Origin of the sequence: Ruegeria sediminis, from assembly GCF_005938215.1 — a bacterium.
Taxonomy (GTDB): Bacteria; Pseudomonadota; Alphaproteobacteria; order Rhodobacterales; family Rhodobacteraceae; genus Ruegeria; species Ruegeria sediminis.
Window position 1 is genome coordinate 82,718 of record NZ_VCPD01000007.1, and the last position, 20,963, is coordinate 103,680.

General features: G+C 66.2%; 17 protein-coding genes. 7 read left to right on the plus strand and 10 right to left on the minus strand.

The genetic code is table 11. From position 1 onward, the window contains the following. Positions 1-141 precede the first annotated feature (141 nt). On the plus strand, positions 142-1,800 hold the full coding sequence (locus FGK63_RS17340; protein ID WP_138844613.1) for a U32 family peptidase C-terminal domain-containing protein: 1,659 nt from the start codon (positions 142-144) through the stop codon (positions 1,798-1,800). 85 nt (positions 1,801-1,885) lie between these two features. Here FGK63_RS17340 and FGK63_RS17345 read toward each other — a convergent pair whose 3' ends face one another. Together FGK63_RS17345 and FGK63_RS17350 are read right to left on the minus strand one after the other, a co-directional pair. Beyond that, entirely contained in the window at positions 1,886-2,770 is an 885-nt protein-coding gene (locus FGK63_RS17345) for an ankyrin repeat domain-containing protein (RefSeq protein WP_171052699.1), read from the minus strand. 157 nt (positions 2,771-2,927) lie between these two features. Further along, complete coding sequence (locus tag FGK63_RS17350; RefSeq protein WP_138844617.1) at positions 2,928-4,049, minus strand: hypothetical protein; 1,122 nt, start codon at positions 4,047-4,049, stop codon at positions 2,928-2,930. 509 nt (positions 4,050-4,558) lie between these two features. Between FGK63_RS17350 and pnp the strand changes: the two genes are divergently transcribed. The 3 genes from pnp (at position 4,559) to FGK63_RS17365 (ending at position 8,056) form a co-directional block, all read left to right on the plus strand. Further along, on the plus strand, positions 4,559-6,709 hold the full coding sequence (pnp, locus tag FGK63_RS17355; protein WP_138844619.1) for a polyribonucleotide nucleotidyltransferase: 2,151 nt from the start codon (positions 4,559-4,561) through the stop codon (positions 6,707-6,709). Positions 6,710-6,828: 119 nt separating this feature from the next. Further along, positions 6,829-7,224, plus strand: a complete 396-nt coding sequence (locus tag FGK63_RS17360) for a nuclear transport factor 2 family protein (RefSeq protein WP_138844621.1) — start codon at positions 6,829-6,831, stop codon at positions 7,222-7,224. A 115-nt stretch (positions 7,225-7,339) separates the two neighbouring features. Next, positions 7,340-8,056 (plus strand): glycosyltransferase family 25 protein, encoded by a 717-nt coding sequence (locus FGK63_RS17365; protein WP_138844622.1) that lies wholly within the window; start codon positions 7,340-7,342, stop codon positions 8,054-8,056. Here the strand turns inward: FGK63_RS17365 and FGK63_RS17370 are convergent. Then, on the minus strand, positions 8,053-8,706 hold the full coding sequence (locus FGK63_RS17370; protein WP_138844624.1) for a peroxiredoxin: 654 nt from the start codon (positions 8,704-8,706) through the stop codon (positions 8,053-8,055). The two genes, FGK63_RS17365 and FGK63_RS17370, sit on opposite strands and share 4 nt — an antisense overlap. Positions 8,707-8,971: 265 nt before the next feature. On the opposite strand from FGK63_RS17370, the gene FGK63_RS17375 reads away from it, so the two are divergent. Beyond that, positions 8,972-10,411 carry an aldehyde dehydrogenase family protein gene (locus FGK63_RS17375; protein ID WP_138844626.1) on the plus strand — a complete coding sequence of 480 codons (1,440 nt, stop codon included), beginning with the start codon at positions 8,972-8,974 and terminating at the stop codon, positions 10,409-10,411. Between the two features lie 64 nt (positions 10,412-10,475). Here the strand turns inward: FGK63_RS17375 and FGK63_RS17380 are convergent, their stop codons facing one another. Both FGK63_RS17380 and FGK63_RS17385 read right to left on the minus strand, forming a co-directional pair. Further along, on the minus strand, positions 10,476-10,910 hold the full coding sequence (locus FGK63_RS17380; RefSeq protein WP_138844628.1) for a glyoxalase superfamily protein: 435 nt from the start codon (positions 10,908-10,910) through the stop codon (positions 10,476-10,478). A gap of 188 nt (positions 10,911-11,098) precedes the next feature. Beyond that, positions 11,099-11,746: an RluA family pseudouridine synthase gene (locus tag FGK63_RS17385; protein WP_138844630.1), complete on the minus strand. Its 648-nt coding sequence runs from the start codon at positions 11,744-11,746 to the stop codon at positions 11,099-11,101. Positions 11,747-11,843: 97 nt separating this feature from the next. On the opposite strand from FGK63_RS17385, the gene FGK63_RS17390 reads away from it, so the two are divergent. Beyond that, positions 11,844-12,254, plus strand: a complete 411-nt coding sequence (locus FGK63_RS17390) for a nuclear transport factor 2 family protein (protein ID WP_138844631.1) — start codon at positions 11,844-11,846, stop codon at positions 12,252-12,254. 2 nt (positions 12,255-12,256) lie between these two features. Further along, a complete protein-coding gene (locus tag FGK63_RS17395) occupies positions 12,257-12,970 on the plus strand; it encodes an SGNH/GDSL hydrolase family protein (protein ID WP_138844633.1) in 714 nt (237 codons plus the stop codon). On the opposite strand, the gene rarD is transcribed toward FGK63_RS17395, so the two are convergent. From rarD to FGK63_RS17420, 5 genes are all read right to left on the minus strand, one after another. Next, positions 12,961-13,866 (minus strand): EamA family transporter RarD, encoded by a 906-nt coding sequence (rarD, locus tag FGK63_RS17400; RefSeq protein WP_138844636.1) that lies wholly within the window; start codon positions 13,864-13,866, stop codon positions 12,961-12,963. The genes FGK63_RS17395 and rarD overlap by 10 nt on opposite strands. A gap of 183 nt (positions 13,867-14,049) precedes the next feature. After that, positions 14,050-16,503: a GcvT family protein gene (locus FGK63_RS17405; protein ID WP_138844637.1), complete on the minus strand. Its 2,454-nt coding sequence runs from the start codon at positions 16,501-16,503 to the stop codon at positions 14,050-14,052. Between the two features lie 89 nt (positions 16,504-16,592). Beyond that, complete coding sequence (locus FGK63_RS17410) at positions 16,593-17,564, minus strand: GlxA family transcriptional regulator (RefSeq protein ID WP_138844639.1); 972 nt, start codon at positions 17,562-17,564, stop codon at positions 16,593-16,595. Positions 17,565-17,576: 12 nt separating this feature from the next. Beyond that, a complete protein-coding gene (locus FGK63_RS17415) occupies positions 17,577-18,473 on the minus strand; it encodes a homocysteine S-methyltransferase family protein (RefSeq protein WP_138844641.1) in 897 nt (298 codons plus the stop codon). A 27-nt stretch (positions 18,474-18,500) separates the two neighbouring features. Further along, the gene (locus tag FGK63_RS17420; protein WP_138844643.1) at positions 18,501-20,951 is read right to left on the minus strand and encodes a GcvT family protein; all 2,451 of its coding nucleotides are present in this window, start codon (positions 20,949-20,951) and stop codon (positions 18,501-18,503) included. Between the last annotated feature and the right edge of the window lie 12 nt (positions 20,952-20,963).

Genomic DNA, 20,963 nt, shown 5'->3' on the forward strand with positions numbered 1-20,963 from the left:
CCGGCAGCTTACCAGCGTTTCGGTTTCGGGATAGCCCGATATGCGGTCGATCCGGGGCAGGCCCGGAGGCGGCAGATTCCGGTTCACAAGCCCGGGAAACTCTCATAAAACGCCGCCTTCTCCCATCGCCGGGCTGGTTCCATGACTCAGAAACGCTCCGAATTGCTGATGCCTGCGGGCAATCTGCGCAAACTCAAGATGGCGATCCTCTATGGCGCCGACGCGGTCTACCTGGGAACGCCGGACCTGTCGCTGCGGACGAAGTCCGAGTTAACGCTGGAGGAGGTGGTCGAAGGGGTCGCGTTCTGCCATGCGCACGGGCGGCGCGCCTATCTGACGCTGAACCTGTTTTCGCACAACAAGGACATCCCCAAGCTGGACGAATACATCGACACCGTGCGCCGGGTGAAGCCCGACGGGCTGATCGTGGCCGATCCGGGCGTGCTCCAGTACGTGCGCGACCGCGCGCCCGAGATCCCGCTGCATGTCTCGACCCAGGCCAACGTGTGTTCCTGGCTGTCGGTCAGGTTCTGGCAGGACCAGGGGGCGGAACTGGTGGTGCTGGCGCGCGAGGTGTCCTATCCGGAGCTGGTGGAGATCCGCGAGAAATGCCCCGACATCAGGATCGAGGCCTTCGTGCACGGCGCCATGTGCATGACCTATTCCGGACGCTGCCTGCTGTCGAACTTCATGGCCGAGCGCGGGGCGAACCAGGGCAATTGCGCCAATTCCTGCCGCTGGAACTACACGGTGCGGATGCGGCTCAAGGACGGCACGGTCGAGGAGCTGAACCTGACCGAAGAGAATGCGGGGATGTTCGAGTTCCTGCTCGAGGAAGGCTGCCGCCCAGGCGAGCTGATGCCGATCGAGGAGGACGGGCGGGGCTCGTACATCCTGAACTCGCGCGATCTGTGCATCATGCCGAAGCTGGACGAATACCTGAAGATCGGGGTGGACAGCCTGAAGGTCGAGGGGCGCGGCAAGTCGGAATATTACGCCGCCATCGTCGCCCGCGCCTATCGCATGGCCATCGACGACTACTACGCCGATCCCGACAACTGGGACCCGAAGCCCTACATGCGCGAGCTGGAGGCGGTGGGCAACCGCGGCTACACGCTGGCCTTCCACGAGGGGCGGCTGACCAACCATGCGCATGGCTACGAACACACGGCGTCGCTGGCGCAGTGGGAATATGCGGGCGTCGTGACCGAGGTGACCGACGACGCCTTCCTGGTCGAGGTCAAGAACAAGCTGGTCGCGGGCGAGGTGCTGGAATTCGTGTCGCCCATCGCGCGGGAGACCGTGCTGCTGCGGGTCTATGATTTCGAACGCGCCGAGGACGGCGCGCGGGTGGAGGTGGTGCGCGGCAGCGACAGGACGGTGATCCGCCTGCCGTTCGCGCTGTTCGACCACGAGGATGCGGACGAATTGCGCGCCCGCTTCCCGGCCTATTCGGTGCTGCGCAAGGAACGCGCGCTGACCGACGAGCAGTGGAAGCGGCTGCGGCTCGACAAGCTGGTGCAGGGGATGGAGGCGTCGGGGCGCGACAACCCCGCCGCCTACGAACGCCGCCGCGACGCGCTGGTCGATGCCATCGGGCAGGACGACAACGAACGCCGGTTCAAGACCAACCGGGTCGGCACCGAGGGCTGCTGCGGCCGCGGCTGCAACGGCTGCCTGATCTTCTGGCAGGGCGACCAATACGCCCGCGCCCGCGAGGTGCTGCTGAAACGCAGGCAGGGCGAACAGCTGAGCCGGGCCGAGGCGTCGGAACTGAGGCAGGCCGGGGGCGTGGTGTAGGGGCTCGTGGTGGTCGGGCAGAGGGGCAAAGCACCGCCGCGCGGACGAGGTTGGCCCGGGCGGCGGATTGACGGGTCCGCAAGTGTCACTTGAGCGTCTTGAGATAGGCGATCAGGGCCCAGCGGGTTTCCCGATCGGTTACTTCCACGCGATCGTTGCCGGCCGCCATCATATTGCCGGGCATCGCCATCCTCGGGTCCGCCAGAAATGCGTCCAGCCTGGCGATATTCCAGGTCCCACCATCTTCACGCATCGCGATCGAGTAGGGGAAGTCGTTGAAACCGGCAACGGGCCTGCCGACGACGTTCCACAAGGTGGGCCCTTTCGAAAACTTGCCTGCCGCAAGCGGGTGGCACACCTGGCATACCTGAACTGCTTCGCGGCCCTTTTCTGTGTCGGCCTCCAGCAAGTCCGCCTCGGTCGGCGGTTGAGGCGGCGTCCAATTCGTCACCTCGCGAAGCATTTCGGCAACCGCAGTCCGGTTTTTCTGAACGGCAAGATGCAGGGCGGTATCGCCGAATTTGGCGCGGGCCAACGGGTCGGCCCCGGATGCGAGAAGAACCTGAACGGCCTCCGCCGCCCCGGAAAACGCGGCCGTGTGCAGTGGCGTGCGGTCTTCTCGACCTCCAACGACATTGGGATCGGCGTCGTGGGCCAGCAGCAAGGCCAAGATCTCCGTCCGATCCCGGCCTGCGGCGACCATCAGGGGCGTGCCAAGCGCGGAGTCCGCGTTGGGATCGGCACCGCGTTCCAGCAGGATACGCGCCGTCTCATGATGACCCGACATGATCGCGAAATGAAGCGGACTGGCGACGCCAGGTTCGTCCACGGGGGCACCGTTGTCGAGAAGGCGGATCAGAGTGCCGACGTCCCCTGAACGCGCTGCGTCCGCAACTTCGCCTGCTTTCGATCCCTGGGCCGGCAGGACACAAAGCGTCAATGAACACAGAAAAACGGTAAGAGGCTTCATGTGAAACTCTCCGTGCCGGGCGATCGGATCCGCCATGACGGTAGCATATTCTGGGCGCGGGCGCTTGAGTTGGCGGAGGGCGCGGCGGCATGTGCGGTTCTCGGGTCGGGCCGTGCCCGGACCGTCGCGCATCGCGGGCGGGCCACGAGGTCAGGTGCTACAGACTGGCGCCCATGCTTGACGCGTTCTCTGCCCAGATCGCCTCGATCACATCGACGTCCATCTCGTGGGTGACGCTTTCGTCCACGATTACCTTGACCGCGCCGCCGTAGAGGTCGCGCGCGATGCCCGCGAAATGACTGGCCGAAGGTTCCATGAAACAACAGTCGTCGCGATCGTTGAACACGAAATACTGCACCCGTTCTTCCGCGTTTTCTCCGCGCCGGCTGCCCAGGTGGTAGAGTTGCCAATAGTCGAATTCGAAATAGACGGGGCTTGCGATCTCTTCGAAATCGGCGAAGAACGCCTCGGAAGTGCGGTACACCAGCGGCAGGCTGCCGGCATAGACGATCGAATAGTCGACTTCCGGTATCAGCGCGGCCATCCAGACCGTGTACCAGCCGCCCCCGGATATCCCCATCACCGACACGTCTTCGTACCCGTCGAGGAGGGAGCGGATCTTGTAATAGTGAGGCGTCAGGAACAGCGCCAAGTGGTCGTATTCCGGCAGGGTCTGATCGCGGAACAGGAGGAAGCTGCCGTGTCGGTGAGCCTCGCGCCAATCCATGCTGGTGGTCTGGCCTTGGTACTTTCCGCTTGGAAACTCCGCGGGGCCTTTGTTCAGGCCCAACCCGAGCATCGACATGGAAAGGAAATCGCATCCTTGCTCGACCGACCTGGCCCGCAGGCTGTTGTGATAGGCGTGGTCGAACGGATCGCGCCCGTGGCCCTGGATGTAGACCCGCAGGCAGGTTGCGTCTTGGGGCGCCTTGGCGAGAATCGATCTGGTCTTCATCCCGTAGATCTGCGCGCTTATCTCGACCTGTCCGGCGTCGATGTCCCGGCTTGTCACCGCGACCCGGTCCGCCGGCAGGATGACCCGGGATTTCAGGGCCTCCCGCGTCGCCTCGATATCGGCCGACATGGCGCCGAGCGAGCGGGAGATCGCCTCGGTGTTCAGGGAGAACTCGGCCATTTTCGGCGTTTCTTTCGATTTGAGAGTCCGAACCAGTTCCTGCAACTGGCCGTAGGGCGGCAATTCCTTGTGGCGGAAGATGACCCCGAAGGTGAAGGAGGCACCGCAGAGGACCAGGATTATCGCGGCTGTCCCGATCTTCATGCGCGCGAACCTGCGGGTTCGAATACAACGAAATCCGGGCATTCGCATTCGGTCGCCGCGCGGGGCTCATGGACCGCGCGAGAGAAGGTCGCTGTTCCGACAGGTAGCTGGCCTGCGAGCAGCCGTTGAGTGTAATGCATCATGTCGCCCCTCGGTGACAGCAGAGCATTAAATGGTCATCCAGGATACATTAATTTTGCGGCAAAATTGTGGCTTTGGGAAGCGCCGGGATTGCCGGGGCTGGAACGAACCCGGAAGTTCTGACAAGGAAAGCGCCGCGGTCATGCCGCCCTCGGGCCCGGTCCGGAGGCGCAACCGCGTGATGCGGCCCATCCCCCGCTCTCCCCTTTCCTTCGTGCGCAAACTCCTGTATGGGCGCTTCATCTGAGACGTGGCGCCCCGACCCCGGCGCCGTGAAGGAAATGATAATGGGGTCGGCGGCAATGGGGCCGCCATGAAAACGGGAGACCCGGGATACGCCTGGGAGTGCTCTCATCTAGGATATGCACATGTTTGATGTAACGACGAAATCGATGCAGTGGGGCGAGGAAACGCTTACGCTGGAAACCGGCAAGGTTGCCCGTCAGGCCGACGGCTCCGTGATTGCCACCCTGGGCGAAACCTCGGTTCATGCCGCGGTCACCTTCGCGCGGGAACAGAAGCCCGGTCAGGACTTTTTTCCGCTGACCGTGCACTACCAGGAAAAATACTATGCCGCCGGCAAGGTGCCGGGCGGCTTCTTCAAGCGCGAGGCGCGTCCGACCGAGAAAGAGACGCTGACCGCGCGCCTGATCGACCGTCCGATCCGCCCGCTGTTCGTCCCCGGCTTCAAGAACGAAGTGCTGGTGATGTGCACCGTGCTGAGCCATGACCTGGTCAACGATCCCGACATCGTGGCGATGATCGCCGCCTCGGCGGCGCTGACCATCTCGGGCGTGCCGTTCATGGGCCCGATCGCGGGCTGCCGCGTCGGCTATTCGGACGGCGAATACGTCCTGAACCCGACCGTGGACGACATGCAGGACCTGCGCCTGAACCCCGAGCAGCGCCTGGACCTGGTGGTCGCCGGGACCAAGGACGCGGTGATGATGGTGGAATCGGAAGCCTACGAGCTGTCCGAGGCCGAGATGCTTGGCGCGGTGACCTTCGCGCATGAGCAGATCCAGCCGGTGATCGACCTGATCATCAGCCTGGCCGAAAGCTGCGCGAAAGAGCCGTTCAACTTCCAGGCGCCGGATTACTCGGACCTGTACGCGGCGGTGAAGGCCGCCGGCGACGCCCAGATGCGCGCCGCCTTCGCCATCACCGACAAGCAGGAGCGCACCGCCGCAGTCGCCGCCGCCCGCGAGGCGATCAAGGCGGCCCTGACCGAAGAGCAGCTTGAGGACCCGAACCTGAGCTCGGCGATGAAGAAGCTCGAGGCCGGCATCCTGCGCGGCGACGTGGTGAAGGGCGGCAAGCGGATCGACGGCCGCGACACCACCACCGTGCGTCCGATCGTGGCCGAAACCGGCCTGCTGCCGCGCACCCACGGGTCGGCCCTGTTCACCCGCGGCGAGACCCAGGCGCTGGCCGTGACCACGCTGGGCACCGGTGACGACGAGCAGTTCGTCGATGCGCTGCATGGCAACTTCAAGTCGAACTTCCTGCTGCATTACAACTTCCCGCCCTATTCGGTCGGCGAGGTTGGCCGCGTGGGCAGCCCCGGACGCCGCGAGATCGGCCACGGCAAGCTGGCCTGGCGCGCGCTGCAGGCCGTTCTGCCGGCGCCGACCGACTTCCCCTACACCATCCGCGTGGTGTCGGAGATCACCGAATCGAACGGCTCGTCCTCGATGGCCTCGGTCTGCGGCGGTTCGCTGTCGATGATGGATGCGGGCGTTCCGCTGAAGGCGCCGGTGGCCGGCGTCGCCATGGGCCTGATCCTGGAAGAGGACGGTTCCTACGCGGTTCTGACCGACATCCTGGGCGACGAGGATCACCTGGGCGACATGGACTTCAAGGTTGCGGGCACCGAAAACGGCATCACCTCGCTGCAGATGGACATCAAGGTCGCGGGCATCACGCCCGAGATCATGGAGAAAGCCCTGGCCCAGGCCAAGGACGGCCGGATGCACATCCTGGGCGAGATGTCCAAGGCGCTGAGCGAGACCGCCGAGTTCTCGATCCACGCGCCGCGCATCGAGACCATGCAGATCCCCACCGACAAGATCCGCGAAGTGATCGGGTCGGGCGGCAAGGTCATCCGCGAGATCGTCGAAGTGTCGGGCGCCAAGGTCGACATCAACGACGATGGCGTGATCAAGATCGCCTCGCCCAACGGCGAAGCCATCAAGAAGGCCTATGACATGATCTGGTCGATCGTGGCCGAGCCGGAAGAAGGCCAGGTCTACACCGGCAAGGTGGTCAAGATCGTCGATTTCGGCGCCTTCGTGAACTTTTTCGGCAAGCGCGACGGCCTGGTGCATGTCAGCCAGATCGAGAACCGCCGCCTGAACCATCCTTCGGACGTTCTGAAGGAAGGCCAGGAAGTGAAGGTCAAGCTGCTGGGCTTCGACGACCGCGGCAAGGTGCGCCTGTCGATGAAGGTCGTCGACCAGGAAACCGGCGAAGAGATCGTGCCGGAGAAGAAGGAACGGAAAGAGGAAAGCGCGGAGTGATCCGCCCCTCTGTCTGAACGCGAAAGGCCCCGGTCGATGACCGGGGCCTTTTTTTCTGGCCCGGACGGCGGACCGGCCTAGACTGGGCGTCACGGGACGCAGACCGTGGAGAGACCGGCATGACAGCGGAGCAGACGGCCAAGGTCGAGGCGCTGTGCAGGCGCTACCTGGACGCCATCGAGCGGGGCGGGCCTGCGGATTTCGATGCGCTGTTCGCCGAGGACGCGACCGCGACCTCGCCGCTTTCGGGGCCGCAACCGGCCGGGGTTTTCTACCGGAACGTCCTGCGCATCACGTCGGACCGGTCCACGGTTCTGAGGAACGTTCTGGTGGCCACCGCCGGCCCGCGGCACGTCGCGGTCCATTTCGACTATACCCGGACCGTGCGGGGCGGTCGGCCGGGAACCATCGAATGCGTCGATCTGTTTGAACTGACCGCGGACCTGGACAGGTTCGCCTCGGTCCGCATCATCTACGACATCGCTCCGGTGCGGACGGATTTCGATGACAAGTGACAAGCGCCGAAAAATTCTCTATCGAAGCGGCGTGCCGCAAACGTAACCGCCTGCATGGTGCAAGACGTTCCGCGCGGCCGTTCAGTCGCCTTGATCGGGGTCCATCCACGTCACCATGCGTTCGTTCATCATCCATATGTCCGCCAGCACCAGCCGACGGCCGAATGCGGATCGCCTGTGCGCCGATCTGCCCGGGGCCGAACTGTTCGAGGCGGTGAACGGGCGCGACCTGGCGCAGATCGCCGGCGTGGAGTTGTTCCCGGGCGATCTGCACCGCCCGCGCTATCCGTTTGCGCTCTGCCCCGCCGAGATCGGCGTGTTCGAAAGCCACCGGAAGCTGTGGCGCAAGATGGTGGATGAAGAGATCGACCTGGCGATCATCACCGAGGACGACCTGCGGATCGACCCGGACCGTTTCGCCGTCGCGCTGGACATGGTCAGGGCGCACGCGACGCCCGATCACTATATCCGCCTGCCGGTGAAGCAGCGCGAAACGCCGGCGGCGGTCCTGGAGGCGCGGAACGGCCTGCGGCTGATCCTGCCGCGCGTGATCGGCCTGCAATGCGTGTGCCAGGTGGTGGGGCGCAACGCCGCCGCCCGGCTGCTGGGCGCCACGCGAAGGATCGACCGGCCGGTGGACACGTTCCTGCAGATGCACTGGATCACCGGGCAGCCTGTCCATGCGCTGCAGGGCACCGGCAACCAGGAGGTCGCGGCCGAGATCGGCGGTTCGACCATCCAGAAGAAAACCCGCCCCGGCGAGGCGCTGGAGCGGGAGGTCAAGCGGGCGAAGTACCGCCTGAAATTGCAGGGATACCCGCAGAAGCCCTAGCCGGGCAGTTTCACCGTGCGCAGATAGGGGAAGTGGGTGGTGTACTCACCGTATTTCGCCTTGGCGTCGGCGTCGCTGACGGCCACCGGAATGACCACGTCCGCGCCCGGCGTCCAGTTGGCGGGTGTCGCGACGTTCTCCTTGGCGGCGGTCTGCAGCCCGTCCAGCGCCCGCAGCACCTCGGCGAAGTTGCGGCCGACGTTCATCGGGTAGGTCATCGACAGCTTGAGCGTCTTGTCCGGCGCGATGATGAAGACCGAGCGCACCGTCTGGCTGTCCGCCGGCGTCGGGTTGTCGGGCAAGTAGTAGCCCGCCGGCAGCATGTCGAACGCCTTGGACACTTCGAGCCCCTTGTCGGCGATGATCGGGAAGCCGGCCTTGGTGCTGCCGAATTTCTCGATGTCGCCCTTCCATTTCTTGTGGTCCTCGGCGCTGTCCACCGAGATGCCGATCACCTTGGTGCCGCGCTTGGCCCATTCGTCCGCCAGTTGCGCCACGACCGAGAACTCGGTGGTGCAGACCGGGGTGAAGTCCTTGGGGTGCGAAAACAGGATGGCCCAGCTGTCACCGATCCAGTCGTGGAACTGAATCGTGCCCTGATCCGTTTCTGCGGTGAAATTCGGAACGGTATCGTTGATGCGCAAACCCATGGCTCGTCTCCTTTCGTGAAAAAACCGAGTCGTCCGATGCAAAGCCTAGCTTCTTTGTCGCCACGTTAAAGGCCCGGCTTTCATCGGCGGTCAAAAACCCGGGCCGCGCAGATGCCCGGGGCATTTCGCAGCGCGGGTTTTCGCGCGGCCAGAAATTTGATCAAATTTTCCGCCGCGCCCCCTTGCCCCTGCCGCACGGCAATGACAGAGTGTGCGCGAAAACCGACCGCCCGGTCGAAAACAACGCTGATCAGGAGGGAGAGCCATGATCGAAAGACGCGACTTCTACATCAACGGAAAATGGGTCGCCCCCGCCACCGCCAGTGATTTCCAGGTGATCGACCCTTCGACCGAGGAGCCCTGCGCGGTGATCTCGCTAGGTTCGCAGGCGGATACCGACGCCGCCGTCGCCGCCGCCAAGGCCGCCCTGCCCGGCTGGATGGCGACCCCGCCCGAGGAACGCATCGCGCTGGTCGAAAAGCTGATCGAGATCTACAAGACCCGCGGCGAGGATCTGGCGCGGGCGATGTCGCAGGAGATGGGCGCGCCCATCGACATGGCGCGCACCCAGCAGGTCGGCGCCGGCATCTGGCACCTGAAGAACTTCGTCAAGGCGGCCAGGGAGTTCCGCTTTGAACGGCCCCTGGGCGAGCACGCGCCGAACGACCGCATCATCTACGAGGCGGTGGGCGTCTGCGCGCTGATCACCCCGTGGAACTGGCCGATGAACCAGATCACGCTCAAGGTCGGCGCCGCGGCGATCGCGGGCTGCACCATGGTCCTGAAACCGTCCGAGCAGAGCCCGCTGAACGCGATGATCTTTGCCGAGATGATGGACGAGGCCGGGTTCCCGCCGGGCGTCTTCAACCTGGTGAACGGCGACGGCGCGGGCGTGGGGTCGCAGCTGTCGGGCCATCCGGACGTGGACATGGTCAGCTTCACCGGCTCGACCCGCGCCGGCACGGCGATCTCGAAGAACGCCGCCGAGACGCTGAAGAAGGTACATCTGGAACTGGGCGGCAAGGGCGCCAACGTGATCTTCGCCGATGCCGACGACAAGGCCGTCAAGCGCGGCGTGCTGCACATGATGAACAACACCGGCCAGAGCTGCAACGCGCCCAGCCGGATGCTGGTGCAGCGCCCGATCTACGACAAGGCGGTGGAAACCGCCGCCGAGGTCGCGAACAAGGTGACGGTCGGCAACGCGCTGGAGGAAGGCCGCCACATCGGCCCCGTGGTCAACGAGCTGCAGTGGACCAAGATCCAGGATCTGATCCAGAAGGGCATCGACGAGGGCGCGCGCCTGGTGGCGGGCGGCACCGGCCGGCCCGAAGGGTTCAACAAGGGCTATTTCGTGCGGCCCACCGTCTTTGCCGACGCCAACAACCAGATGACCGTCGCGCGCGAGGAGATCTTTGGCCCGGTGCTGACCATGATCCCCTTCGAGACCGAGGAAGAGGCGGTCGAGATCGCCAACGACACGCCATATGGCCTGACCAACTATGTCCAGACGCAGGACCCCGCCCGCGCCAACCGCATGGCGCGCGTGCTGCGGTCCGGCATGGTCGAGATGAACGGCCAGTCGCGCAGCGCCGGGTCGCCCTTCGGCGGCATGAAACAGTCCGGCAACGGCCGCGAGGGCGGCACCTGGGGGCTGGAGGATTTCCTTGAGGTCAAGGCCGTCGGGGGCTGGGCGGCAGAATAGGGCGCCCGCACAGGTCGGTGAATTCGGGCGGGGCGCGACAGGGCGCCCCGCCCTTTTTTGTCCCTCAGATCGGGCGCACCACCAGTTGCGGCTCGCCGTCCGAAGTGCGGCGTGGCGAACGGCCGTCCCAGCCGATCTCGCCGCTGACCCGCTGGCGGTAGGACGAGAAGCTGTCGAAGGTCACCACATCGACGGGTTCGTCGAAATGCAGGGTGATCCGCCGGTGCGCGCCATCGCCGAGGGTGGTCAAACCGCGGATCTCGGCGGTGAAGGGCTGGCCCAGATAGCGCCCTTGGACCCGGTCGCCGACCCGCAGCTGCATCCGGTTGCCCGCCATCGCGTGCAGGGTATTCCAGTCCCGAACGCCGTGCTGATGCGCGACGAGTTCCAGCGACTCGCCATGCGACAGCTGCAGGCCGGTGCCGCGCAACCTGTCGCGCAGGCGTTTCGCCTGTGCCTTGAGCTCTGCAAGCGGAGCGATGTTTCCTGAATCAGTCATTCTTTGCCTCGTTTCCTTGAACGGGCGCATGTGAAGGGACGGGGCTCGCATTGCCATCCGTGCGCCGTTGGAATGGGCAACAGACGTTCATCGACCGGGTTTCACCAGAGCCTTGCGGGCCGCGAGCGGCAGGGAACCCGAACCTGAGCCCCTCATATGGGGGCGGCTTGGCGCTTGTCAACCGCAGCTCAGAACGCGGGTTTGGCGCGGAACTTCATCGACACGCCGCCCTCGGGGTGTTTCAGGCGCAGTTCCTCGGAATGCAGCATCAGGCGGGGGAAATCGCGCGCCTCGCCCGTCGCGTAGAAGGGATCGCCCAGGATCGGGTGGCCCAGCGCCTGCATGTGAACGCGCAGCTGGTGCGAGCGGCCGGTTTTCGGGAACAGCCGCACGCGGGTCGTGCCGCCTTCGTGTTTCACGACGCGCCATTCGGTCACGGCGGGCTTGCCGGTGTCATGGCAGACCATCTGCAGCGGCCGGTTCGGCCAGTCCACGATCAGCGGCAGATCGACGGTGCCGGTCTTGGGTTCCAGCCTGCCCCAGAGCCGCGCGACATAGGTCTTGCGGGTCTGGCGCTTTTCGAACTGCAGCCCAAGGTGCCGCTGCGCGTGGGGCGTCTGGGCAAAGACCATCACGCCCGAGGTGTCCCGGTCCAGCCGGTGCACCAGCAGCGCCTGCGGAAACGCCGCCTGCACGCGGCCCAGCAGGCAGTCGGCCAGATGCGGGCCCTTGCCCGGCACCGACAGCAGGCCCGAGGGCTTGTTGACCACGATCAGCTGCGCATCCTCGTGCAGCACGTCCAGCGGCGTCATGGGGGGATCGTAGGTCTCGCTCATGCGGGCCTGCCTAGCGCAGGCCGGCACCTCTCGCAACGTCGTCCTTGCGTGGGGCGGCGGGTTCCGCAACTCTCGCCGGCAACGGAAAGGAGGCCCCATGCACCCGACGATCGAGAAATTGCAGGAGGTCGTGGCCAAGGGCGACGAGAGCCTGATCCACGAGTTGCTGGCCGAGGATGTCCGGTTCCTGCCGCCTACCTATTACAAGACGTGGACAGGACGCGAGCCGGTGGCGGCGGTGCTGGGCCATGTCGGGCAGGTGTTGTCCGACTTCCGCTATCGCCGGATCATGGGCCAGGGCCGCGACTGGGCGCTGGAGTTCCAGTGCAGGGTCGGCGATCTGGACGCGGTGGGCGTCGATCTGATCACGCTCGATGACGGCGGGCTGATCCAGGAGTTCGAGGTGGTCATGCGCCCCTACAAGACCGTGGGCGCGCTGCGCGACGCGATGAACGCGCGGGTGATGACCGACGCGCGGTTCCTCAGGTTCCGCGACGCGCTGAGCTGACCATGCCCGGCCCGATCGCCGCCGACCAGATCCTGCGGGTGCCGCTGTTGCCACTGCTGGCGGCGCAGGCGCTGGCGGTGCGCCGCAGCGCGCATTTGCTGCCCGAGCCTTCCGGGCCGCGCGAAGGGCGCGAGGGGCGCGGGCCGCGGTTGCGGTTGCTGATCGCCGGCGACAGTTCGGCGGCCGGGGTCGGCGCGGGCACCCAGAAACAGGCGCTTGCGGGTCAGCTGCTGCGGCAGCTGGGCCGGCATTACAGCGTCGAGTGGCGGCTGGAGGCGGCGACCGGACAGACGACGCGCGATGCGCTGGAGCGGCTGCGGCGGCTGCAGGGGGCATTCGACGTGGCGGTGACGGCGCTCGGGGTCAATGACGTGACCCGCCTGACCACGCGGGCGCAGTTCGCGGCGCGGCAGGACGAAATGCTGAGGCACCTGACCGGGGCGCTTGGCGTCCGCCGGGTGGTGATGACGGGCGTGCCGCCGATGCACCGGTTTCCGGCGTTGCCGCAGCCGCTGGCCTGGGTGCTGGGCCGGCAGGCGGCGCGGCTGGATCAGGCGATGCAGGAGGCGGCGGCACGGTTTCCGCAGGCGCGGCATCTGGCGCTGCACCTGCCGGACGACCCCGCCCTGGCCGCGCCCGACGGCTATCACCCGAGCCCGCGCGCCTATGCGCTCTGGGCCGAGGCGGCGGCGCGGATCATCCGCGATCAGGGCTGAGGGCGCATCCGCCGCAGCATCTGGACCGAATAGATCACCAACGCCGCCCAGATCATCGGAAAGGCGATCATCCGGCCGCGGCCGATCTGCTCGTCGAACAGGGTGATGGCGGTGATGAAGATCATCGTCGGCGCGATGTATTGCAGGATGCCCATGGTGGACAGCCGCACCAGCTTGGCGCCGTTGGCATAGACCAGAAGCGGCACGGCCGTCACCACGCCCGCCCCGGCAAGCAGGGCGGTGTCCGTGGCCTGCAGGCCGAAATGCCCGGCCCCCTCGGCCCCCAGCCAGATGACATAGACGAGGGCCGGAAGGAACAGGATCAGCACCTCGAGCAGGAAGCCCTGGTTGGGGCCGATCGGAAGCGAGCGTTTGAAAAAGGCGTAGAAGCCCCAGCTGACCATCAGGCCCAGCGCCGCCCAGGGCAGTTCGCCCGCCTCCAGCACCAGGACCAGCACCCCGGCCGCCGCCAGCGCCACCGCGGCCAGCTGCATGCGGGTCAGCGGTTCGCGCAGCAGGATGGCGCCGAGGGCGATGCTGAAGAGCGGGTTGATGTAGTAGCCAAGCGCCGCATCCAGCGCATTACCGCTGGCGATGGCCCAGACATAGATCGCCCAGTTGACCGAGATCAGCGCCGCGGTCAGGCAGGCCATGGCCAGCATCCGCGGATTGCGCAGCGCCGCCACCAGGTCGCGGGTCCGGCCCAGCGCCACCAGCAGCAGTCCCGCCACCGGCACCGACCAGATGATTCGGTGCGCCACCACCTCGACCGCCGGGATATGCGCCATTGCCTTCATGTAGAGCGGCAGGAAGCCCCACAGCACATAGGCCGTGACCGCAAGGGCCAAACCCTTGGGGGTGTCCGCAGTGTCGGCGGGAAGCGCGGCTTGGGACATCACGGGTCTCCGAACGGTGTGCCCGGTTCTTACGGCAGGTTGTGCCCGAAAGGGAATAGAGGTTTCTGTTGCGGCGGGCATCAGGGATCGTGATCGGAACCCGGACTCTGGCGGCCCGGCGGCCGGCATTCTGCGAGGTTCCGCGGAGCGCGACGGGGGCAGAGCCCCCGCCGGCCCCGGCCGTCAGGCTTTCACCCGCTCGGACTTGGGATCGTACATCGGTATCAGCGAGGCTTCGGCCCTGACCTTGATGCCGCAGACGTCGATCTCGTAGGTCGAGGCCAAAACATCCGCCGGTTTTTCGCCGTCGCAGGGCACGTAGCCCATGCCGATGGCGCCGCCCAGCGTGTGGCCGTAATTGCCCGAGCTGAGATAGCCCACGTATTCGCCGTCGCGCAGGATCGGCTCGTTGTGGAACAGCAGCGGTTCGGGATCGGTCAGGCGGAACTGCACCAGCCGCGCTTTCGGGCCGGTTTCCTTGCGCGCGATCACCGCCTCGCGGCCGATGAAGTCGCAGCCCTTGTCGACCTTGACGGCGAAGCCCAGGCCCGCGTCCACCACGTGATCCTCGCAGGTGATGTCGTGGCCGAAATGGCGGAAGCCCTTTTCGATGCGGCAGCTGTCCATCATGTGCATGCCGCAGAGTTTCAGCCCCATGTCCTGCCCCGCCTCGTGCAGCGTCTCGAAGACGTGGCCGGCCATGTCGGCGGAGACGTAGATCTCCCACCCCAGTTCGCCGACATAGGTGACGCGATGGGCGCGGGCGAGGCCCATGCCGATCTCGATCTCCTGCGCGGTGCCGAAGGGATTGGCGGCGTTCGAGAAATCGTTGGGCGAGACCTTCTGCAGCAGCGCGCGGGAATTGGGGCCCATCACCGCCAGCACCCCCTCGCCCGCCGTCACGTTGGTGATGACGACGCGGAAATCGCCCACGTGGCGCATCATCCAGGTCTGGTCGGCCAGACGGGTCGCCGCCGGGGTCACCACCAGATAGGCGGTTTCGGACAGGCGCGTGACGGTCACGTCCGACTCGATCCCGCCGGTGCGGTTGAGGAACTGGGTATAGACGATCTTGCCCACCGGCACCGCGTAGTCGCCGCCGCCGATGTAGTTCATGAAAGCCTGCGCATCCGGCCCTTCGACGCGGATCTTGCCGAAGGAGGACATGTCGTACATGCCGACATTCTCGCGGATGGCGCGATGTTCGGCGGCGGCGTTGTCGAACCAGTTCTGGCGCTTCCAGCTGTATTGGTACTCGCGCTCCTGGCCATCGTTGGCGAACCAGTTGGCGCGCTCCCAGCCGGCCAGTTCGCCGAAGACCGCGCCCCGTTCCCTGAGGTGGTGGTGGAAGGGCGTGCGGCGCACGCCGCGCGCCGTCGCCTTTTGCCGGTAGGGATAGTGGTCGGCGTAGAGCAGGCCCAGCGTTTCCTTCGACCGTTCGAACAGGTATTTCCGGTTGCCCTGGAACGGCTGCATCCGGCTGATGTCCACGTCGCCCAGATCGAAGGGCTTGGCGCCGCTGTCCATCCATTCGGCCAGCGCCATGCCGGCGCCGCCGGCGGACTGGATGCCGATCGAGTTGAAGCCCGCGGCGACCCAGACATTGTCCATCTCGGGCGCGAGGCCGAGGTGGTAGGCGTCGTCGGGGGTGAAGCTTTCGGGGCCGTTGAAGAAGGTGTGGATGCCCGCCTCGGCCAGCATGGGCATCCGGTTGCAGGCGGCTTCGAGGATCGGTTCGAAATGGTCGAAATCCTGCGGAAGCTGGTCGAATTCGAAACTGTCGGGGATGCCGTCCATCGCCCAGGGCTTGGCGTTTGGCTCGAAGGCGCCCAGCAGGATCTTGCCGGCGTCCTCCTTGTAATAGGCGCATTCGTCGGGCACGCGCAGCACCGGCAGCTGGGTCAGGCCGTCGATGGCCTCGGTGACGATGTAGAAATGCTCGCAGGCGTGCAGCGGCACGTTGACGCCGGCCATGCGCCCGACCTCGTGGCCCCACATGCCGGCGCAGTTCACCACCATGTCGCAGTCGATATGACCCGAGGCGCTGCCGTCGTCGGCCTGCCAGTCGACGCCGGTGACGCGGCGCCCTTGCCGGGAGATGCCGGTGACCTTGACGCGCTCCTTGACGATGCCGCCGCGCTGGCGGGCGCCCTTGGCCAGGGCCAGCGCGATGTTGGCCGGGTCGCCCTGCCCGTCCAGCGGCAGGTAGACCGCGCCCTTGACGCCGTCGAGATTGAGATGCGGGTATAGCTCGGCCACCCGCTCGTTCGGGATCTCCTCGACCTGCACGCCGAAGGCGCGGGCCATTGCGGCCTGGCGGTAGATCTCTTCCTTGCGTTCCTCGGTCAGGGCGACGGTGATCGAGCCGACCCGCTTGAAGCCGGTGGCGACGCCGGTTTCCTCTTCGAGCGAGCCGTAGAGTTCCTGGCTGTATTTCGCCAGCCTGGTCATGTTGGCGGTGGCGCGCAGCTGCGCGATCAGCCCCGCGGCGTGCCAGGTGGTGCCCGAGGTGAGCTGCTTGCGTTCCAGCAGCACCACGTCCTTCCAGCCCTTCTTGGTCAGGTGGTAGGCGACCGAGCATCCGATCACGCCGCCGCCGATGATGACCACGCGGGCCTTGCTGGGAAGATCAACCATTCCGATGTCTCCGAATCTTCAGATTTCCGGCATCGTGCCACGGAAAGGCGGCAGGAAATCCATCAAAAACGTCAGAACGCGGGCGATAATCACCTTGCACCAGCGGTTCGGCGCTGGCGGCGCAGGGCAAAGGGGGTGACGCCGTAGACGCTTTTGTAGATGGCGGAAAACCCGTTCGGAAAGCCGCAGGCCAACCCGATCTCGCGCACGCTGAGGGTGGTGTTCATGAGCAGGTTGTTGGCCTTGGCGAGGCGCATTTCACGGTAGAACCCGTTGGGCGTGGTGCCGAGAAACGTCTTGAACTTGCGCTCGAGCGAGCGGTTCGACAGGTCGAGCGCCGCGACGATCTCGTTGATCGGAACGGGGTCTTCGATGTTGGCCTGCATGATCTTGATGCACTGGTCGAGCTTGTCGTCGCCGGTGGCGGTGGCCTTGATCCCGGAAAACGGCTGCAAGGAGCTGAAATCGCGGATGTTCTCGTGCAGCATGATGTCGGCGACGGTCATCCGCGCCGCGCCCGAGACGTGGCGGCCGATCACCGCCAGCGTCACGTCCACGGTCGCGCCCATGCCGGCGCAGGTGACGACGGGGCCGTGTTCCGTGGCGATCGAGTAGTTGGCGTCGAACCCGGCGCCGCGCTCGCGCAGGAACGAGGTGTTCTCCCAATGGGTGGCGTGGCCTTCGGCCCCCTTGTCCTTGATGTAGCGGCTGGCGGCCTCGGCCAGCAGGTACACCTGCGCGCCGCGATGGGTGTAGTCGGAAATCACCCGCGTCAGCGCCAGGTCGGGATGGTCCGGGTCGGTGTTGCCGATGACGAAGAGGTAGTCCGCGCGGGGCTGCCGGGTGACCGGTTCCGTCTCGACATAGGCCCTGGCCCGGCTGGCGACCGGGCCGCCCCGGAGCGAGCGGTAGGTGTAGCTGAAGAGCGGCCGCGGGCAGACCCGGTTGGCGATGCGCAGCACGTCGACGACCCCGGCCAGTTCGGTCAGGACGAAGCCGTCGGCGACGATGACGTCGAACTGCCATTGCCGGTCCGGACCCGGCGCCTGTGGTGCCGCCATGTTGCGGACCCCTCAGACGATCCGGTGCCCGGCGGCGCGCAGGCGCCCGGCCAGTTCCGAGATGTGATCGGGGCCGACCTCGCAACAGCCGCCGACGATCGTGGCGCCCTGCGCGACCCAGCCCATCGCGTGATCGGCATAGGCTTCGGGGCCGAGATCCTGCCGCTGTTCGAGCGCGTCCACGGTGGGCGCGTCCTTGAGAAACGCCTCGGAGATGCGGGTGAAGCCGTTGGCGTAGGCGCCGAAGGGCCGGCCCAGCGCCGCGAGGATGTCGAGCGCGGCCGGGATCGCCTCGGGGCGGGAACAGTTGATCAGCACCGCCTCGGGGCCGAAACGGTCCACGAGCGGCGCGACATCGGCCAGCGGCTCGCCCGACCGCAGCCGGGTGCCGTCGTCGTCCATCACCGTCAGCGCCAGCCAGACCGGCTTGCCGCAGCCCTGCGTGCCGCGCAGCGCGCCCTCGGCCTCCTGCACCGACGAGACGGTTTCGATCAGGAACAGGTCGACGCGCGGCGCCATCAGATCGACCAGTTCGCGGTACTTGCCGGCGGCCTCTTCCGGATCGGGATTGAGGTCGGGGCGGTAGGAGGCCAGCAGCGGCCCCAGCGATCCGGCGACGCGGCCGCCGGGGGCGTCGGCGCGGGCGCGTTCGGCCTGAGCCAGGGCGGTGTCGATCAGGGCGGACACCTGGTCCTCCATCCCCACCCGGACGAGGCGCGAGCGGTGGACCGCGTAGGTGTTGGTGGTGGCGATGGTAGCGCCGCGCCGGAAATAGTCGGCGTGGACCTCGCCCACCAGCTCGGGGTTGTCGATCATCACCCGCGTCGACCACAGCGGCGTCGCCCGGTCGCCGCTGCGTTTCACCAGTTCCTGGCCGATGGAGCCGTCCAGAAGCGTGATTTCGGTCATCGTCCTCTCCTTGTCATCGGCGGGGCGTCAGGCGCGCAGGCGCTCGTTGGCGGGATCCCAGAGCGGCTGATCCTCTTGCACCACGGCGCGGCATTTCTGGCCGTAGATCTCGACCTCGAGCGCGGTGCCGGGGACCGCCAGATCGGCGCGCACCATGCCGAGCGCGACCGAGGCGTTGACGCGGTAGCCCCATGCGCCCGAGGTGGTTTCGCCGACGATCTGCCCGTCATGCCACAGGCAGGACATGTAGGGCGCGTCGCAGTCGCCGGCCTCCACGATCAGGGTGACGAAGCGTTTTTTCACGCCCTGCTGCCTTTCCCTGAGAATGGCGGCCTTGCCGGGGAAATCCTGCGGTTTGTCGAGCTTGACGAAGCGGTCCAGCCCGCCTTCGAGCAGCGAGTAGTCGGTCGAAAGATCGCCCTTCCACGCGCGGTAGCCCTTTTCGATCCTGAGCGCGTTCAGCGCGTACATGCCGAAGGGTTTGGCCCCCGCCGCGAGGATCGCGTCGTAGATCGCCGGCTGGTGTTCGTTGGCGCAATGCACCTCCCAGCCCAGTTCCCCGGCGAAGGAAACGCGCGCCAGCGCGCAGGGCCGGCCCGCGACGGTCGCCGGCTGATGCGACAGCCACGGCAGGGACAAGTCGGCCTCGGTTCCGATCGCCTGGAACAGGTCGCGGGATCTGGGGCCGGTGACGATCATCGTGCCGTATTCGGTGGTGTGATCGGTCAGCGACAGGCCGGCCGGGAGCGCGTTTTTGAGCAGCTCGAAATCGTGCCATTGCGCCGCGCCGGCGGTGATCAGGGTGAAGTGATCCTCGGAATGGCGCAGACAGGACATCTCGGTCAGGATGCGACCGCAGTCGTCGGAGAAATACATCAGGTTCATGCGCCCGGCCTTGGGCAGACCGCCGGTGATCATGCCGCGCAGCCATTCCGCGGCGCCGTCGCCCGACAGGTTGAAGCGCGAGAAGCCCGGCAGGTCGAGCACCCCGACGCCGTCGCGCACCGCCTCGCATTCCTCCCTGATCCGCTGCTCCCACGGGCCGGAGCGGCCCCAGGTATGAGTCGCCTCGAGCGAGGTGTCGTCGCCTGCCTTCGCGAACCAGTTGGCGCGTTCCCAGCCGTTGTATACGCCCATCACGCCACCCAGTTCCCCGATCCTGGCGTGGACCGGCGAGACCTTCTTGTCGCGCGCGGCCGGCCATTCGTGATGCGGGAAGTGCATGGCGTATTCGTTGCCGTAGACCTCCATGCCCTTTTGCACGCAGTAGTCGTGATCGGTGTAGTCGGTATAGCGGCGCGGATCGACCGCCCACATGTCCCATTCGGTGTGACCGTCCACGATCCATTCCGCCGCCACCTTGCCGGCGCCGCCGCCCTGGGCGATGCCGAAGGTGAAGACGCAGGCCTCGAAGGCGTTTTTCACGCCCGGCATCGGGCCGATCAGCGGCAGGCCGTCGGGCGCGTAGGGGATCGGGCCGTTGATGACCCGCGAAACGCCGGCCGTCCCGAGTGCAGGCACCCGTTCCATCGCGTCGGTGACGATGTCCTCGATCCGGTCGAGGTCGTCGTTCCAAAGCTGGAACGAGAAATCCTCGGGCATCGGGTCGTCCGCCGTGGCCCAGTGCGCCCGGCAATTGGGCTCGTAGGGTCCGAGGTTGAAGCCGTTCTTTTCCTGCCGCAGGTAGTAGGAGATATCGACATCGCGCAGCAAGGGCAGCTTTTTGCCGTTTTCCTTGGACCAAGCCTCGATCTCGGGGATTTCCTCGGACAGCAGGTACTGGTGGCTCATCACCATCATCGGCACCGTGCGCCCGCCGTACTGTTTGAACCACTCGCCCACGCGCTGCGCGTAGTAGCCGGCGGCGTTCACCACGTAATCGCAGGCGATATCGCCCTTTTCGGTGTGGACGGTCCAGGTGCCGTCGTCATGTTGGGTGACGCCTGTGGCCGGGGTGAAGCGCAGGATCTTCTGGCCCAGGTCGCGGGCGCCCTTGGCCAGCGCCTGGGTCAGCTGCGCCGGGTCGATGTCGCCGTCGGTCGGGTCGTAGAGCACGCCCATCAGGTCGTGGGTTTCGAGGAAGGGATAGCGCGCCCTCGCCTCCTCGGGCGTCCACATCTCCATCGGGATGCCCTGATAGCGGCCCATCGAGCAGGCGCGTTCGAATTCCTGCATCCGCTCCTTGCTGTGCGCCAGGCGGATCGAGCCCGAGACGTGGTAGTTCATCGGATAGTCGACCTCGTCGGCGAGCCGCGAATACAGCTCGGTCGAATAGCGCTGCATGTTCATGATCGCCCAGGAGGTCGAGAAAGTGGGCACGTTGCCGGCGGCGTGCCAGGTCGAACCGGCGGTCAGTTCGTTCTTTTCCAGCAGGACGCAGTCGGTCCAGCCCTTCTTGCCCAGATGGTAGAGCGTGGAGGTTCCCACCACGCCGCCGCCGATGATGACCACGCGGGCCTTGTTCGGAAAATCACTCATGATCTTGCTTCC